Origin of the sequence: Pseudomonas sp. NPDC077186, assembly GCF_044543505.1 — a bacterium.
In the GTDB taxonomy this organism is placed as follows: domain Bacteria; phylum Pseudomonadota; class Gammaproteobacteria; order Pseudomonadales; family Pseudomonadaceae; genus Aquipseudomonas.
Window position 1 is genome coordinate 1 of sequence record NZ_JBITWE010000015.1, and the last position, 16,278, is coordinate 16,278.

At 60.9% G+C, this 16,278-nt stretch carries 12 protein-coding genes, 1 tRNA gene and 1 pseudogene; all 14 read right to left on the bottom strand.

The window, feature by feature from the left end; all coding sequences use genetic code 11:
* On the bottom strand, window positions 1–728 hold a 728-nt coding region (locus tag ACIGKL_RS24835; RefSeq protein WP_397489010.1), incomplete at its 3' end, for an elongation factor Tu.
* A 30-nt stretch (window positions 729–758) separates the two neighbouring features.
* Entirely contained in the window at window positions 759–2,888 is a 2,130-nt protein-coding gene (fusA, locus tag ACIGKL_RS24840) for an elongation factor G (protein ID WP_397489011.1), read from the bottom strand.
* A 30-nt stretch (window positions 2,889–2,918) separates the two neighbouring features.
* Window positions 2,919–3,389: a 30S ribosomal protein S7 gene (rpsG, locus tag ACIGKL_RS24845; RefSeq protein WP_003246741.1), complete on the bottom strand. Its 471-nt coding sequence runs from the start codon at window positions 3,387–3,389 to the stop codon at window positions 2,919–2,921.
* 103 nt (window positions 3,390–3,492) lie between these two features.
* Window positions 3,493–3,864: a 30S ribosomal protein S12 gene (gene rpsL / locus ACIGKL_RS24850; RefSeq protein ID WP_003463319.1), complete on the bottom strand. Its 372-nt coding sequence runs from the start codon at window positions 3,862–3,864 to the stop codon at window positions 3,493–3,495.
* 146 nt (window positions 3,865–4,010) lie between these two features.
* Entirely contained in the window at window positions 4,011–8,210 is a 4,200-nt protein-coding gene (gene rpoC / locus ACIGKL_RS24855; RefSeq protein WP_397489012.1) for a DNA-directed RNA polymerase subunit beta', read from the bottom strand.
* A gap of 61 nt (window positions 8,211–8,271) precedes the next feature.
* The gene (gene rpoB, locus ACIGKL_RS24860; RefSeq protein ID WP_397489013.1) at window positions 8,272–12,345 is read right to left on the bottom strand and encodes a DNA-directed RNA polymerase subunit beta; all 4,074 of its coding nucleotides are present in this window, start codon (window positions 12,343–12,345) and stop codon (window positions 8,272–8,274) included.
* 221 nt (window positions 12,346–12,566) lie between these two features.
* Window positions 12,567–12,935 (bottom strand): 50S ribosomal protein L7/L12, encoded by a 369-nt coding sequence (rplL, locus tag ACIGKL_RS24865; protein ID WP_021445870.1) that lies wholly within the window; start codon window positions 12,933–12,935, stop codon window positions 12,567–12,569.
* Window positions 12,936–13,016: 81 nt separating this feature from the next.
* Complete coding sequence (gene rplJ / locus ACIGKL_RS24870) at window positions 13,017–13,517, bottom strand: 50S ribosomal protein L10 (protein WP_021445869.1); 501 nt, start codon at window positions 13,515–13,517, stop codon at window positions 13,017–13,019.
* A 214-nt stretch (window positions 13,518–13,731) separates the two neighbouring features.
* Window positions 13,732–14,427: a 50S ribosomal protein L1 gene (rplA, locus tag ACIGKL_RS24875; protein WP_017675626.1), complete on the bottom strand. Its 696-nt coding sequence runs from the start codon at window positions 14,425–14,427 to the stop codon at window positions 13,732–13,734.
* Window positions 14,427–14,858, bottom strand: a complete 432-nt coding sequence (gene rplK, locus ACIGKL_RS24880; protein WP_021445867.1) for a 50S ribosomal protein L11 — start codon at window positions 14,856–14,858, stop codon at window positions 14,427–14,429. The genes rplA and rplK overlap by 1 nt, the downstream gene beginning before the upstream one ends.
* Before the next feature lie 118 nt (window positions 14,859–14,976).
* Complete coding sequence (nusG, locus tag ACIGKL_RS24885) at window positions 14,977–15,510, bottom strand: transcription termination/antitermination protein NusG (protein WP_004373446.1); 534 nt, start codon at window positions 15,508–15,510, stop codon at window positions 14,977–14,979.
* 9 nt (window positions 15,511–15,519) lie between these two features.
* Window positions 15,520–15,888 (bottom strand): preprotein translocase subunit SecE, encoded by a 369-nt coding sequence (gene secE, locus ACIGKL_RS24890; RefSeq protein ID WP_021445866.1) that lies wholly within the window; start codon window positions 15,886–15,888, stop codon window positions 15,520–15,522.
* A 42-nt stretch (window positions 15,889–15,930) separates the two neighbouring features.
* Window positions 15,931–16,006: transfer RNA gene (locus ACIGKL_RS24895), tRNA-Trp, on the bottom strand.
* A 53-nt stretch (window positions 16,007–16,059) separates the two neighbouring features.
* Window positions 16,060–16,278: pseudogene (gene tuf, locus ACIGKL_RS24900) on the bottom strand (elongation factor Tu); the annotation flags it as partial.

Here is a 16,278-nt window from a genome sequence, read left to right on the forward strand (position 1 = left end):
TGGATCTTGACGATACCGCGCTCGACACGACCGGTTACCACGGTACCGCGGCCGGAGATCGAGAACACGTCTTCGATCGGCATCAGGAACGGACGGTCGATGGCACGCACCGGCTCGGGGATGTAGGTATCCAGAGTCTCAACCAGCTTCTTGACGGCAGTGGTGCCCAGCTCGTTGTCGTCCTGACCGTTCAGCGCCATCAGCGCGGAACCGATGATGATCGGGGTGTCGTCGCCCGGGAAATCGTAAGTGCTGAGCAGGTCGCGCACTTCCATTTCCACCAGCTCCAGCAGCTCGGCGTCGTCGACCATGTCGGCCTTGTTCAGGAACACGACGATGTAGGGTACGCCAACCTGACGGGACAGCAGGATGTGCTCGCGGGTTTGCGGCATGGGGCCGTCGGCAGCCGAGCAGACCAGGATCGCGCCGTCCATCTGGGCAGCACCGGTGATCATGTTCTTCACGTAGTCGGCGTGGCCCGGGCAGTCAACGTGCGCGTAGTGACGAATGTTGGAGTCGTACTCGACGTGCGCGGTGTTGATGGTGATACCACGAGCTTTTTCTTCCGGGGCGCTGTCGATCTTGTCGAAATCAACGCGAGCGGAACCGAAAACCTCGGAGCACACACGGGTCAGAGCAGCGGTCAGAGTGGTTTTACCGTGGTCAACGTGACCGATGGTGCCGACGTTGACGTGCGGTTTGTTACGTTCAAATTTTTCTTTAGCCACGACAGTGAACCTCTTGCCTAAAGGGCTGGATTAGCCTTGTTTTTTAACCAGTGCTTCGACGATGTTCGCCGGAGCTTCGGAGTACTTGGAGAATTCCATGGAGTAGCTCGCGCGACCCTGGGACATGGAGCGGACGTCGGTCGCATAACCGAACATCTCGCCCAGCGGAACCTCGGCACGGATCACCTTGCCCGATACCGAATCTTCCATACCCTGGATCAGACCACGACGACGGTTCAGGTCACCCATCACGTCACCCATGTAGTCCTCAGGCGTTACAACTTCAACCTTCATGATCGGCTCAAGCACAACACCGCCGCCCTTCTGAGCGAGCTGCTTGGTCGCCATGGAAGCCGCCACCTTGAACGCCATCTCGTTGGAGTCGACGTCGTGGTAGGAACCATCGAATACGGTCGCCTTCAGGCCGATCAGCGGATAGCCGGCGACGACGCCGTTCTTCATCTGCTCTTCGATACCCTTCTGGATCGCCGGGATGTATTCCTTCGGAACCACACCACCCACAACTTCGTTGTGGAACTCCAGACCCTCTTGACCCTCGTCAGCCGGGGCAAAGCGGATCCAGCAGTGGCCGAACTGGCCACGACCACCGGACTGGCGAACGAACTTGCCTTCGATCTCGCAGTTCTTGGTGATTTTTTCGCGGTAGGAAACCTGCGGCTTGCCGATGTTCGCCTCGACGTTGAACTCGCGACGCATACGGTCGACGAGGATGTCCAGGTGCAGTTCGCCCATGCCAGAGATGATGGTCTGGCCGGTTTCTTCGTCGGTCTTGACGCGGAACGACGGGTCTTCCTGGGCCAGCTTGCCCAGTGCGATACCCATCTTCTCCTGGTCGGCCTTGGTCTTCGGCTCTACGGCAACCGAGATCACCGGCTCCGGGAAGTCCATGCGCTCGAGGATGATCTGCTTGTCGAGGTCGCACAGGGTGTCACCGGTGGTGACGTCCTTCATGCCGATCAGGGCGGCGATGTCGCCAGCGCGCACTTCCTTGATCTCGTCACGCTGGTTGGCGTGCATCTGCACCATACGACCAACGCGCTCTTTCTTGCCCTTGACCGAGTTGATCACGGAGTCGCCGGAGCTCAGAACGCCCGAGTAGACGCGAACGAAGGTCAGGGTACCGACGAACGGGTCAGTGGCGATCTTGAATGCCAGCGCCGAGAACGGCTCGGCATCGTCGGCATGACGCTCGTCGTAGTCGGCGTCGGTCAGCTCGTCCTTCGGCTTATCGATGACATCCGGGTGGATGCCCTTGATCGCCGGGATTTCGGTCGGAGCAGGCAGGTAGTCGATGACGGCGTCGAGAACCAGGGGCACGCCCTTGTTCTTGAAGGAAGAACCGCAAACGGCCGGAACGATCTCGCCAGCCAGGGTGCGCGCGCGCAGACCGGCCTTGATTTCTTCGGCGCTCAGCTCGCCTTCTTCCAGGTACTTGTTCATCAGCTCTTCGTTGGCTTCGGCAGCGGCTTCAACCATGTTGGAGCGCCACTCTTCGGCCAGCGCCTGGAGCTCGGCCGGGATTTCTTCCTCGCGATAGGAAGTACCCTTGTCGTCTTCGTTCCAGTAGATCGCCTTCATCTTGATCAGGTCGACCTGACCTTCGAAGTTGTCTTCCGCGCCGATGGCCAGCTGGACCGGAACCGGGGTGTGACCCAGGCGGTTCTTGATCTGACCGACGACGCGCAGGAAGTTGGCACCGGCGCGGTCCATCTTGTTCACGTAAACCACACGCGGAACGCCGTACTTGTTGGCCTGACGCCATACGGTTTCGGACTGCGGCTCGACACCGGAAGTACCGCAGAACACCACGACCGCACCGTCGAGCACGCGCAGCGAACGCTCTACTTCGATGGTGAAGTCGACGTGACCGGGGGTATCGATGACGTTGACGCGGTACTTGTCGTACTGGCCACGGGAGCCCTGCCAGAAGGTGGTCACGGCAGCGGAGGTAATGGTGATACCGCGCTCCTGCTCCTGCACCATCCAGTCGGTGGTCGCAGCGCCGTCATGCACTTCGCCCATCTTGTGGCTCAGACCCGTGTAGAACAGGATCCGCTCGGTAGTGGTGGTCTTGCCCGCGTCAACGTGAGCACAGATACCGATGTTACGGTAGCGGTTAATTGCTGTATTACGAGCCATAAAGCCCTCGCAAAGTTAGTGGAGCCGGATTTAGAAGCGGTAGTGCGAGAACGCCTTGTTGGCCTCGGCCATACGGTGCACGTCTTCACGCTTCTTGACAGCAGCGCCTTTGCCTTCAGCAGCATCCAGCAACTCGCCAGCCAGACGCAGAGCCATGGACTTCTCGCCGCGCTTGCGCGCGTAGTCCACCAGCCAGCGCATAGCCAGGGCGTTACGACGGGACGGACGAACTTCGACCGGAACCTGGTAGGTAGCACCGCCGACACGGCGGGACTTGACTTCGACCAGCGGAGCGATGGCGTCGAGAGCTTTCTCGAAGATCTCCAGGGGATCGCTGTTCTTGCGTGCTTTGACAGTGTCCAGGGCACCGTAAACGATGCGCTCGGCCACGGCCTTCTTGCCGCTTTCCATCACGTGGTTCATGAATTTAGCGAGGATCTGGCTTCCGTATTTCGGATCGTCCAGGATCTCACGCTTTGCTGCTACACGACGTCTTGGCATTGATAAGCCCTCAAACGGTCTTCAGGTTAGCCCGGGACTGACGGCACTCGCCGCGCCCGACCTTACTCTTATCGACTCAACTAAATAAAAAGATCAGGCGGCCTTATTTCGGACGCTTGGTACCGTACTTGGAACGGCCCTGCTTACGGTCTTTGACGCCGGAGGTATCCAGCGAACCGCGCACGGTGTGGTAGCGCACACCCGGGAGGTCTTTTACACGACCGCCACGGATCAGCACGACGCTGTGCTCTTGCAGGTTGTGGCCTTCACCGCCGATGTACGAGGAAACCTCGAAACCGTTGGTCAGACGCACGCGGCATACTTTACGCAGTGCCGAGTTAGGTTTTTTCGGCGTGGTGGTGTACACGCGGGTGCACACGCCACGGCGTTGCGGGCAGTTCTGCAGCGCAGGCACGTCGGATTTCTCGACGATGCGCTTACGCGGCTGACGTACCAGCTGGTTGATAGTTGCCATCTACTAGCTCCACTGTTGTCTTTCGACGCTCACAAATAAAGATGGCAGAGCCAGGCGCCCTGCCAAATTTAGGGGTGCATGAGTCTAAAGAGACTCAACGCCCCAGTCAAGGCAAAGCCCCGTCGGCGAACCGGCAGGGCCTCGACTCAATTTCCGCTGGAGTTCAGCGCTTCGGTCAGTGCGGCTTCCACCTCACTGGCGCTGACCCGTACCGGCTTGTCGGCTTCACGCTTGCGCTTGCGCTCGCTGTGATAGGCCAGACCGGTACCGGCCGGGATCAGACGACCCACGACCACGTTTTCCTTCAGGCCGCGCAGGTAGTCGCGCTTGCCGGTAACCGCCGCCTCGGTGAGGACGCGGGTGGTTTCCTGGAACGATGCCGCCGAGATAAACGACTCGGTGGACAGCGACGCCTTGGTGATACCCAGCAGTACGCGGGTGTACTTGGCGACGAACTTGTCCTCTTCGGCCAGACGCTCGTTCTCGCCCAGCACCGCGGTCAGTTCCATCTGGTCGCCCTTGATGAAGCTGGAATCGCCCGACTCGCTCACTTCGACCTTGCGCAGCATCTGACGCAAGATGGTCTCGATGTGCTTGTCGTTGATCTTCACGCCCTGCAGGCGGTACACGTCCTGGATCTCGTTGACGATGTACTTGGCCAGCGCGCTGACGCCCAGCAGACGCAGGATGTCGTGCGGATCGCTCGGACCGTCGGAGATCACTTCGCCCTTGTTCACCTGTTCGCCTTCGAACACGTTCAGGTGACGCCACTTCGGAATCAGCTCCTCGTACGGATCGCTGCCATCGGTCGGGGTGATGACCAGACGGCGCTTGCCCTTGGTCTCCTTGCCGAACGAGATGGTGCCGCTGATTTCCGCCAGGATCGAAGCCTCTTTCGGACGACGGGCTTCGAACAGGTCGGCAACGCGCGGCAGACCACCGGTGATGTCGCGGGTCTTCGAGGTTTCCTGCGGGATACGGGCGATAACGTCACCGACCGCGATCTGCGCACCGTCGGCCACGCCGACCAGGGCGTTGGCTGGCAGGAAGTACTGGGCGGGAACGTCGGTACCCGGCAGCAGCAGCTCCTTGCCATTGGCGTCGACCAACTTGATGGCCGGACGAATGTCCTTGCCGGCGGCCGGACGATCCTTCGGATCGAGCACTTCGATGTTGGTCAGACCGGTCAGTTCGTCGGTCTGACGCTTGATGGTGATGCCCTCCTCCATGCCGACGAAGGTCACGATACCCTTCATTTCGGTCACGATCGGGTGGGTGTGCGGGTCCCACTTGGCGACGATGGCGCCAGCATCGACCTTGTCACCTTCCTTCACGGAGATCACCGCACCGTACGGCAGCTTGTAGCGCTCACGCTCGCGACCGAACTCGTCGGCCACGGCCAGCTCACCGGAACGGGAAACCGCTACCAGGTTGCCGTCGATACGCTCGACGTGCTTCAGGTTGTGCAGACGGATCGCACCACCGTTCTTCACCTGCACGCTGTCGGCCGCCGAAGTCCGGCTGGCCGCACCACCGATGTGGAAGGTCCGCATGGTCAGCTGGGTACCCGGCTCACCGATGGACTGGGCGGCGATGACGCCGACCGCTTCACCGATGTTGACCTGGTGACCGCGAGCCAGGTCGCGACCGTAGCACTTGGCGCAGATGCCGTAGCGGGTTTCGCAGGTGATCGGCGAACGCACCACCACTTCGTCGACGCTGTTCAGCTCGATGAACTCGACCCACTGCTCGTCGATCAGGGTGCCGGCCGGCACGATGACGTCCTCGGTGCCCGGCTTGAACACGTCCTTGGCGATCACTCGACCCAGTACGCGCTCGCCCAGCGGCTCGACCACGTCGCCGCCTTCGATGTGCGGGGTCATCAGCAGGCCGTGTTCGGTGCCGCAATCGATCTCGGTCACCACCAGGTCCTGGGCCACGTCGACCAGACGACGGGTCAGGTAACCGGAGTTCGCGGTCTTCAGTGCGGTATCCGCCAGACCCTTACGCGCACCGTGGGTGGAGATGAAGTACTGCAGAACCGACAGACCTTCGCGGAAGTTCGCGGTGATCGGCGTCTCGATGATGGAGCCGTCCGGCTTGGCCATCAGGCCACGCATACCGGCCAGCTGACGGATCTGGGCGGCGCTACCACGCGCACCGGAGTCCGCCATCATGTACATGGAGTTGAACGACTCCTGCTCGACGGTCTTGCCTTCGCGATCGACCACCGGCTCTTTCGACAGGTTGGCCATCATCGCCTTGGAGACTTCGTCGTTGGCCTTCGACCAGAGGTCGATCACCTTGTTGTACTTCTCGCCCTGGGTCACCAGGCCGGAGGCGTACTGCGATTCGATTTCCTTCACTTCCTCGGTGGCGGCGTCGATGATGCGCGCCTTCTCGTCCGGGATGACGAAGTCGTTCACGCCGATCGACACACCGGAGATGGTCGAGTAGGCGAAACCGGTGTACATCAGCTGGTCGGCGAAGATCACGGTGTCCTTCAGACCCACGGTGCGGTAGCACTGGTTGATCAGCTTGGAGATCGCCTTCTTCTTCATCGACTGGTTGACCACGTCGTAAGACAGGCCGGCCGGTACGATCTGGAACAGCAGCGCACGGCCGACGGTGGTGTCGACGATACGGGTGTTCTTGGTGATCGAGCCGTCTTTCTCTTTGACGGTTTCGTTGATACGCACTTTCACCCTAGCGTGCAGGGACGCTTCGCCGGCGCGGAACACGCGGTCGACTTCCTGCAGGTCGGCGAAGACGCGACCTTCACCCTTGGCGTTCACCGCTTCACGGGTCATGTAGTACAGACCCAGTACCACGTCCTGCGACGGCACGATGATCGGCTCGCCGTTGGCGGGCGAGAGGATGTTGTTGGTCGACATCATCAGCGCGCGCGCTTCGAGCTGGGCTTCCAGCGTCAGCGGCACGTGCACGGCCATCTGGTCACCGTCGAAGTCGGCGTTGTACGCGGCGCAGACCAGCGGGTGCAGCTGGATCGCTTTACCTTCGATCAGTACCGGCTCGAACGCCTGGATGCCCAGACGGTGCAGGGTCGGCGCACGGTTGAGCAGCACGGGGTGTTCGCGAATCACTTCGGCGAGAACGTCCCAGACTTCCGGCAGCTCGCGCTCGACCATCTTCTTCGCGGCCTTGATGGTGGTCGCCAGACCACGCATTTCCAGCTTGCCGAAAATGAACGGCTTGAACAGCTCGAGCGCCATCTTCTTCGGCAGACCGCACTGGTGCAGACGCAGGGTCGGGCCCACGGTGATCACGGAACGACCGGAGTAGTCCACGCGCTTACCGAGCAGGTTCTGACGGAAGCGACCCTGCTTACCTTTGATCATGTCGGCCAGCGACTTCAGCGGACGCTTGTTCGAGCCAGTGATGGCGCGACCGCGACGGCCGTTGTCGAGCAGGGCGTCGACCGCTTCCTGCAGCATGCGCTTTTCGTTGCGCACGATGATGTCCGGCGCCGACAGATCGAGCAGGCGCTTCAGACGGTTGTTACGGTTGATCACGCGGCGATACAGATCGTTCAGATCCGAAGTCGCGAAGCGGCCACCATCCAGCGGTACCAGCGGACGCAGATCCGGCGGCAGAACCGGCAGAACGGTCAGCACCATCCACTCCGGCAGGTTGCCGGAGTCCTTGAAGGCTTCCATCAGCTTCAGGCGCTTGGACAGCTTCTTGATCTTGGTCTCGGAGTTGGTCTGCGGAATCTCTTCGCGCAGGCGGCCGATCTCGTGATCCAGGTCGATGGCGTGCAGCAGTTCGCGCACGGCTTCGGCGCCCATGCGCGCGTCGAAGTCGTCGCCGAACTCTTCGAGGGCTTCGAAGTACTGCTCGTCGTTCAGCAGCTGACCCTTCTCCAGGGTGGTCATACCCGGGTCGATCACCACGTAGCTCTCGAAATAGAGCACGCGCTCGATGTCACGCAGGGTCATGTCCATCAGCAGGCCGATACGGGACGGCAGCGACTTGAGGAACCAGATGTGGGCGACCGGCGAGGCCAGTTCGATGTGCGCCATGCGCTCGCGACGAACCTTGGCCAGGGCCACTTCCACGCCGCACTTCTCGCAGATCACGCCGCGGTGCTTGAGGCGCTTGTACTTGCCGCACAGGCACTCGTAGTCCTTCACCGGGCCAAAGATCTTGGCGCAGAACAGGCCATCGCGCTCGGGCTTGAAGGTACGGTAGTTGATGGTTTCCGGCTTTTTAACTTCACCGAACGACCACGAACGGATCATCTCGGGCGAGGCCAATCCGATACGGATGGCGTCGAACTCTTCGATCTGACCCTGGTTTTTCAGCAAATTCAGTAGGTCTTTCAAGGCCTTTCCTCCTGGCGGAGCAGGGAGTGGGCTTACCGCCCCACTCCCGTCGCGTCACGTGTTATTCGGTTTCCAGATCGATGTCGATGCCGAGCGAACGGATCTCTTTGATCAGCACGTTGAAGGACTCGGGCATGCCCGGCTCCATACGGTGATCGCCATCCACGATGTTCTTGTACATCTTGGTACGGCCGTTCACGTCGTCCGACTTCACGGTCAGCATTTCCTGCAGGGTGTAGGCGGCGCCGTAGGCTTCCAGCGCCCAGACCTCCATCTCCCCGAAGCGCTGACCACCGAACTGCGCCTTACCACCCAGCGGCTGCTGGGTAACCAGGCTGTAGGAACCAGTGGAACGGGCGTGCATCTTGTCGTCCACCAGGTGGTTCAGTTTGAGCATGTACATGTAGCCGACGGTGGTCGGGCGCTCGAACTGGTTGCCGGTGCGACCGTCGAACAGGCGCATCTGGCCGCTTTCCGGCAGGTCGGCCAGCTTCAGCATGGCCTTGATCTCGCTTTCCTTGGCGCCGTCGAACACCGGGGTGGCCATCGGCACACCGCCCTTGAGGTTCTTCGCCAGCTCGAGGATTTCGCTATCGGACAGCTCGTCGAGGTTTTCCTGACGACCGCCGATCTCGTTGTAGATCTCCTGCAGGAACTTGCGCAGTTCGGCGATCTTGCGCTGCTCTTCGAGCATGCGGTTGATCTTCTCGCCCAGGCCCTTGGCCGCCAGGCCCAGGTGGGTTTCGAGGATCTGACCGACGTTCATACGCGACGGTACGCCCAGCGGGTTGAGGACGATGTCGACCGGGGTGCCATTGGCGTCGTGCGGCATGTCTTCGACCGGCATGATCACCGAGACCACACCCTTGTTACCGTGACGACCGGCCATCTTGTCGCCCGGCTGGATGCGGCGGCGGATGGCCAGGTAGACCTTGACGATCTTCAGCACGCCCGGCGCCAGGTCGTCGCCCTGCTGCAGCTTGCGCTTCTTGTCTTCGAACTTGTCGTCGAGCAGCTGACGGCGGTCGGAGATGTAGGCCTGGGCCTTCTCCAGCTGCTCGTTCAGGGCGTCGTCGGCCATGCGCAGTTTGAACCACTGGCCACGCTCGAGACCGTCGAGGAACTCGTCGGTGATCGCGGTGCCTTTCTTCAGACCAGCGCCGCCTTCGGCGATGGCGCCAACCAGAGCGGAACGCAGACGCTCGAAGGTCGCGCCTTCGACGATGCGGAACTCTTCGTTGAGATCCTTGCGGATCTCGTCCAACTGCATCTTCTCGATGGACAGGGCGCGCGAGTCGCGCTCCACGCCGTCACGGGTGAAGACCTGCACGTCGATGACGGTGCCCTTGGTGCCGGTCGGCACGCGCAGGGAGGTGTCTTTAACGTCAGACGCCTTTTCACCGAAGATCGCACGCAGCAGCTTCTCTTCCGGGGTCAGTTGGGTCTCGCCTTTCGGGGTGACCTTACCGACCAGGATGTCGCCCGGGCCGACTTCGGCACCGACGTAGACGATACCGGCTTCGTCCAGCTTGTTCAGTGCAGCTTCACCGACGTTCGGGATGTCCGAGGAGATTTCCTCTGGGCCGAGCTTGGTGTCGCGCGCCACACAGGTCAGTTCCTGAATGTGGATGGTGGTGAAGCGATCTTCCTGAACCACACGCTCGGACAGGCAGATGGAGTCTTCGAAGTTGAAGCCGTTCCACGGCATGAACGCCACGCGCATGTTCTGACCCAGCGCCAGTTCCCCCATATCGGTGGACGGGCCGTCGGCCATGATGTCGCTACGCGCCACCTTGTCACCCTTGCTCACCAGCGGACGCTGGTTGATGCAGGTGTTCTGGTTGGAGCGGGTGTATTTGGTCAGGTTGTAGATGTCGACACCGGCTTCGCCAGTTTCGACTTCGTCATCGTTGACCCGTACCACGATACGGCTGGCATCGACCGAGTCGATCACCCCGCCACGACGGGCCACGACGCAGACCCCGGAGTCACGGGCGACGTTGCGCTCCATGCCGGTACCGACCAGCGGCTTGTCGGCGCGCAGGGTCGGCACGGCCTGACGCTGCATGTTCGAACCCATGAGGGCGCGGTTGGCGTCGTCGTGCTCGAGGAACGGAATCAGCGAGGCAGCGACGGAAACGACCTGCTTCGGCGACACGTCCATCAGGGTGACGTCTTCCGGCGCCTTGACGGTGAATTCGTTGAGGTGACGCACGGCCACCAGCTCGTCGACCAGCATGCCCTTGTCGTTCATGGTCGCCGAGGCCTGGGCGATCACGTGATCGGCCTCTTCGATGGCGGAGAGGAACACGATCTCGTCGGTGACCAGACCTGCCTTGACCACGCGGTACGGGCTCTCGAGGAAGCCGTACTGGTTGGTGCGGGCGTAGGCGGCCAGCGAGTTGATCAGACCGATGTTCGGACCTTCCGGGGTTTCGATCGGGCACACGCGACCGTAGTGAGTCGGGTGTACGTCGCGCACTTCGAAGCCGGCGCGCTCGCGGGTCAGACCGCCCGGGCCGAGAGCGGAGACGCGCCGCTTGTGGGTGATCTCGGAGAGCGGGTTGTTCTGGTCCATGAACTGCGAGAGCTGGCTGGAACCGAAGAACTCCTTCACCGCCGCCGCGACCGGCTTGGCGTTGATCAGGTCCTGCGGCATCAGGCCTTCGCTTTCGGCCATCGACAGGCGTTCCTTGACCGCGCGCTCGACGCGCACCAGGCCAACGCGGAACTGGTTCTCGGCCATTTCGCCGACGCAACGCACGCGACGGTTACCCAGGTGGTCGATGTCGTCGACGATGCCCTTGCCGTTACGGATGTCGACCAGGGTCTTGAGCACGGCGACGATGTCTTCGCGGCTCAGCACGCCCGAACCTTCGATCTCGGTGCGCCCGATACGACGGTTGAACTTCATGCGGCCGACGGCGGACAGGTCGTAACGCTCGGCGCTGAAGAACAGGTTGTTGAACAGGGTCTCGGCAGCGTCCTTGGTCGGCGGCTCGCCGGGACGCATCATGCGGTAGATCTCGACCAGCGCTTCCAACTGATTGGTGGTGCTGTCGATCTTCAGCGTGTCGCTGATGAACGGACCGCAGTCGATGTCGTTGGTGTACAGGGTCTCGAAGCGAACCACCTGGGCCTTGGCCATCTTGACCAGCAGGTCGGCGGTCAACTCGGTGTTGCACTCGGCGATGATCTCGCCGGTAGCCGGGTGCACGATCGCCTTGGCGGTGGTGCGGCCAATGACGTAGTCGAGCGGAACTTCCAGCTCCTTGATGCCAGCCTTGTCCAGCTGGTTGATGTGGCGAGCGGTGATACGACGGCCCTGCTCGACGATCACCTTGCCGCTGCCGTCCTTGATGTCGAGGACCGCGACTTCGCCGCGCAGGCGCTGCGGCACCAGTTCCAGGTTCAGGCTCTCGCCCTTCACATGGAAGACGTTGGTGTCGTAGAAGGCATCCAGCACCTCTTCGGTGCTGTAGCCGAGCGCGCGCAGCAGGACGGACGCCGGCAGCTTGCGGCGACGGTCGATACGCACGAATACCGCGTCCTTCGGATCGAACTCGAAGTCCAGCCAGGAGCCGCGGTAGGGGATGATGCGAGCGGAGTACAGCAGCTTGCCCGAGCTGTGGGTCTTGCCACGGTCGTGGTCGAAGAACACACCCGGGGAGCGGTGCAACTGGGAAACGATCACGCGCTCGGTACCGTTGATGACGAAGGTACCGTTCTCGGTCATGAGCGGAATCTCGCCCATGTACACTTCCTGCTCCTTGATGTCCTTGATCGCTTTGTTCGACGATTCTTTGTCGAAAATGATCAGGCGCACTTTCACGCGCAGCGGCACGGCGAAGGTCACGCCACGCAGGACGCACTCCTTGACGTCGAACGCCGGCTCGCCCAGGCGATAGCCGACGTATTCCAGAGCGGCGTTGCCGGAATAGCTGATGATCGGGAATACGGATTTGAAGGCCGCGTGCAGGCCGATGTCGCGGAACTGTTCCTTGCTCACTCCTTGCTGCAGGAATTCGCGATACGAATCCAGCTGGATGGCCAGGAGGTAAGGCACATCCATGACATCCGGCAACTTGCTAAAGTCCTTGCGGATACGTTTTTTCTCAGTGTATGAGTAAGCCATCAGCGTTCCCCAGCTTGGTCACCTGCTTATTTGGTCAGCGCCGGCGGCGGTGACCAGAAAATCGTGCAAACCCTCGGTTTGCGGCCGCCTCGAGGGGCGGGAGTTTTCGGCTCCAGGCCGGCTGACGAACAGCCAACCTAGAACGGAAAAAGGCCGGTGGCAAAAGCCACCAGCCATCAGCCTTGTGCGAGTCGCTCGGGCTGTAGACGCAAGGTGCGAACTTACTTGAGTTCGACCTTGGCGCCAGCCTCTTCCAGCTTCTTCTTGGCGTCTTCAGCAGCTTCTTTGCTCAGGCCTTCAGCGATAACCTGAGGAGCGGTGTCGACCTTCTCCTTGGCTTCCTTCAGACCCAGACCGGTCAGCTCGCGAACAGCCTTGATCACGTTCACTTTCTTCTCGCCGGCTTCGGCCAGAACGACGTTGAACTCGGTTTGTTCTTCAACAGCAGCGGCAGCAGCGGCCGGGCCGGCAGCAACAGCGGCAGCGGCGGTAACGCCGAACTTCTCTTCCATTGCCTTGATCAGTTCAACAACCTGCATCACGGACATTTCGGAAACGGCGTTGATGATGTCTTCGTTGGTCAGAGCCATGACTCTAATTCCTGTATTGGGGTGACAGCCTTCGCGGCCATCGAATTAAACAAATAACGTAGAAAGGGTGATGCGCCTGAATCAGGCGGCAGCGCCTTCTTTCTGGTCGCGAACAGCTGCCAGAGTACGAACGAACTTGCTGGTGGCGCCTTGCATCACGCTCATCAGCTGGGCAATAGCTTCGTTGTAGGTCGGCAGGGTAGCCAGCACGTCGATCTGATTGGCTGCGAGGAACTGGCCCTCGAACGCAGCTGCCTTGATCTCGAACTTGTCCTGACCCTTGGCGAACTCCTTGAAGATACGGGCAGCAGCGCCCGGATGTTCGTTGGAGAACGCGATCAGGGTCGGGCCTTTGAACACGTCGTTGAGCACGTCGAACTGAGTGCCTTCAACGGCGCGGCGCAGCAGGGTGTTACGTACGACTTTCACGTACACACCAGCCGCACGGGCCTCTTTACGGAGTCCGGTCATTGCGCCGACGGTCACGCCACGGGCATCAGCCACGACAGCGGACAGACCGGCTTTGGCAGCCTCGTTGACTTCAGCGACGATGGCCTTCTTGTCTTCGAGTTTAATTGCCACGGGTTTACTCCTGGATGTTACCGTTTCGTCCAGCACGGGCCGGACGGCGTTTTGGTGTCTGATTCGGTAAGAATCGGGAGCACCATCTGCGTAGGCGACCGCGGATCGCTCCACGGGTTTAAGGCTTGCGCCACCTACGGTCTTGGATAGCCCCCGCCAGGCAGGGACCCCAATTTTTCAAGGCCGGCGACGCGCACGCCGCCGGCCCAATCACTTACGCGTCGAGCGAAGCCTGATCGATGATCAGACCCGGACCCATGGTGGTGCTCAGGGTCACGCGCTTGACGTAGATACCTTTGGAAGTGGACGGCTTCAGACGCTTCAGGTCGGACAGCAGGGCTTCCACGTTCTGCTTCAGCGCAGCGGCTTCGAAGCCGACCTTGCCAACGGAGGTGTGGATGATGCCGTTCTTGTCGGTACGGAAACGCACCTGACCAGCCTTGGCGTTCTTCACGGCGGTAGCGACGTCCGGAGTCACGGTGCCGACTTTCGGGTTCGGCATCAGACCGCGCGGGCCCAGTACCTGGCCCAGCTGGCCAACGACGCGCATGGCGTCCGGGGAAGCGATGACCACGTCGTAGTTCAGATCGCCTGCCTTCATTTCGGCAGCCAGATCGTCCATACCAACCTTGTCAGCACCGGCAGCCAGAGCAGCTTCAGCGCCCGGACCCTGGGTGAACACGGCAACGCGTACGGTCTTGCCAGTGCCATTCGGCAGCACGGTGGCGCCACGTACGACCTGGTCGGATTTACGCGGGTCTACACCCAGGTTCACGGCGACGTCGAAGGACTCGGTGAACTTGACGGCAGACAGCTCGGCCAGCAGGCCGGCCGCTTCTTCGAAGGTGTAGGCCTTGCCGGCTTCAACCTTGGCCGCGATGGCCTTCTGGCGCTTAGTCAACTTAGCCATTACACACCCTCCACGTTCAGGCCCATGCTACGAGCGGAGCCGGCGATGGTGCGCACGGCCGCATCCAGGTCAGCGGCAGTCAGATCGGCCTGCTTGGTCTTGGCGATCTCTTCCAGCTGAGCACGGGTAACGGTGCCTACTTTGACGGTGTTCGGACGAGCGGAACCGCTGGTCAGGCCGGCGGCCTTCTTCAGCAGCACCGAAGCCGGGGTGCTCTTGGTTTCAAAGGTGAAGCTGCGGTCGCTGTAAACGGTGATGATCACAGGAGTCGGCAGACCGGGTTCCATACCCTGGGTCTTGGCGTTGAACGCCTTGCAGAATTCCATGATGTTCACGCCGTGCTGACCCAGAGCCGGACCCACGGGCGGCGACGGGTTTGCCTGAGCGGCTTTAACCTGCAGCTTGATATAAGCCTGAATTTTCTTAGCCATTAGCTACTCCAATTTCGGGTTCGAACGCCTGACGGCTCCCCGGGTTACTTACGCATTTATCCCAGTGACGACAAAACCCCGCAGCCTAAGGCTGCGGGGTGAGGGATGCTTATGTCAGTTATGCCTTCTCGACCTGACTGAACTCCAGCTCGACCGGGGTGGAGCGACCGAAGATGGTCACCGCAACCTGGATACGGCTCTTCTCGTAATTCACTTCTTCGACCACGCCGCCGAAATCGGCGAACGGACCATCGACCACCCGCACCATCTCGCCCGGCTCGAACAGGGTCTTCGGCTTCGGCTTGTCGCCGCTATCGGCAACACGACGCAGGATGGCTTCGGCTTCTTTCTCGGTGATCGGCGCCGGCTTGTCGGCAGTACCACCAATGAAGCCCATGACGCGCGGCGTATCCTTGATCAAGTGCCAAGTCGCCTCGTTCATCTCCATCTGCACCAGGACATAGCCGGGGAAGAACTTGCGCTCGCTCTTGCGCTTCTGACCGTTGCGCATCTCGACCACTTCCTCGGTGGGCACGAGAATCTCGCCAAAGTCGTCTTCCATACCAGCCAGCTTGACGCGCTCGATCAGCGAGCGCATGACATGCTTCTCGTAACCCGAGTAAGCATGCACAACGTACCAACGCTTAGCCACGGGACACCCTTAACCAACAATCAGGGAAACAAGCCAACCGAGCAGGGAATCGAGCCCCCACAACAGCAGCGCCATTACCAACACCACAGCCACGACAATCAGGGTGGTCTGCGTGGTTTCCTGGCGGGTCGGCCAAACAACCTTACGAATCTCGACGCGCGCTTCTTTCAACAGCACCGCGAAGGCCTGACCACGAGCAGTCTGCAGGGCAACCACACCCGCCACGACCGCCAGCACCAGCAGACCGAGTACGCGATACAGGATCGGCTCCGCAGAAAAGTACTGATTACCGACCACACCCACCACAACCAGGGCAGCGACAATCAGCCACTTGACCAGATCAAAGCGAGAGTCTTTGGCTTCAGCCTTAACATTCATTCGAGAGGATCCTGTGAAAGACACGCCAGATTCGTTAGAAAATGGCAGGTCAGGAGGGAATCGAACCCCCAACCTGCGGTTTTGGAGACCGCCGCTCTGCCAATTGAGCTACTGACCTAAAGCAAAATCAGGCCGACCATTATGCCGGCCTGAGAGGGACAGATCAACCGATTACTCGACGATCTTGGCAACCACGCCGGCGCCGACGGTACGACCGCCTTCGCGGATCGCGAAGCGCAGGCCGTCTTCCATGGCGATCGGCTTGATCAGGGTGACAACCATCTTGATGTTGTCGCCCGGCATTACCATCTCAACGCCTTCCGGCAGTTCGCACGAACCGGTCACGTCGGTGGTACGGAAGTAGAACTGCGGACGGTAGCCCTTGAAGAA

What these genes read in the sequence shown, in the direction of transcription:
- rplK (WP_021445867.1), bottom strand. Translation starts at nt 14,858, where the DNA reads ATGGCTAAGAAAATTCAGGCTTATATCAAGCTGCAGGTTAAAGCCGCT.
- fusA (WP_397489011.1), bottom strand. Translation starts at nt 2,888, where the DNA reads ATGGCTCGTAATACAGCAATTAACCGCTACCGTAACATCGGTATCTGT.
- rpoB (WP_397489013.1), bottom strand. Translation starts at nt 12,345, where the DNA reads ATGGCTTACTCATACACTGAGAAAAAACGTATCCGCAAGGACTTTAGC.
- rplL (WP_021445870.1), bottom strand. Translation starts at nt 12,935, where the DNA reads ATGGCTCTGACCAACGAAGACATCATCAACGCCGTTTCCGAAATGTCC.
- rplA (WP_017675626.1), bottom strand. Translation starts at nt 14,427, where the DNA reads ATGGCTAAGTTGACTAAGCGCCAGAAGGCCATCGCGGCCAAGGTTGAA.
- rpsG (WP_003246741.1), bottom strand. Translation starts at nt 3,389, where the DNA reads ATGCCAAGACGTCGTGTAGCAGCAAAGCGTGAGATCCTGGACGATCCG.
- secE (WP_021445866.1), bottom strand. Translation starts at nt 15,888, where the DNA reads ATGAATGTTAAGGCTGAAGCCAAAGACTCTCGCTTTGATCTGGTCAAG.
- rpsL (WP_003463319.1), bottom strand. Translation starts at nt 3,864, where the DNA reads ATGGCAACTATCAACCAGCTGGTACGTCAGCCGCGTAAGCGCATCGTC.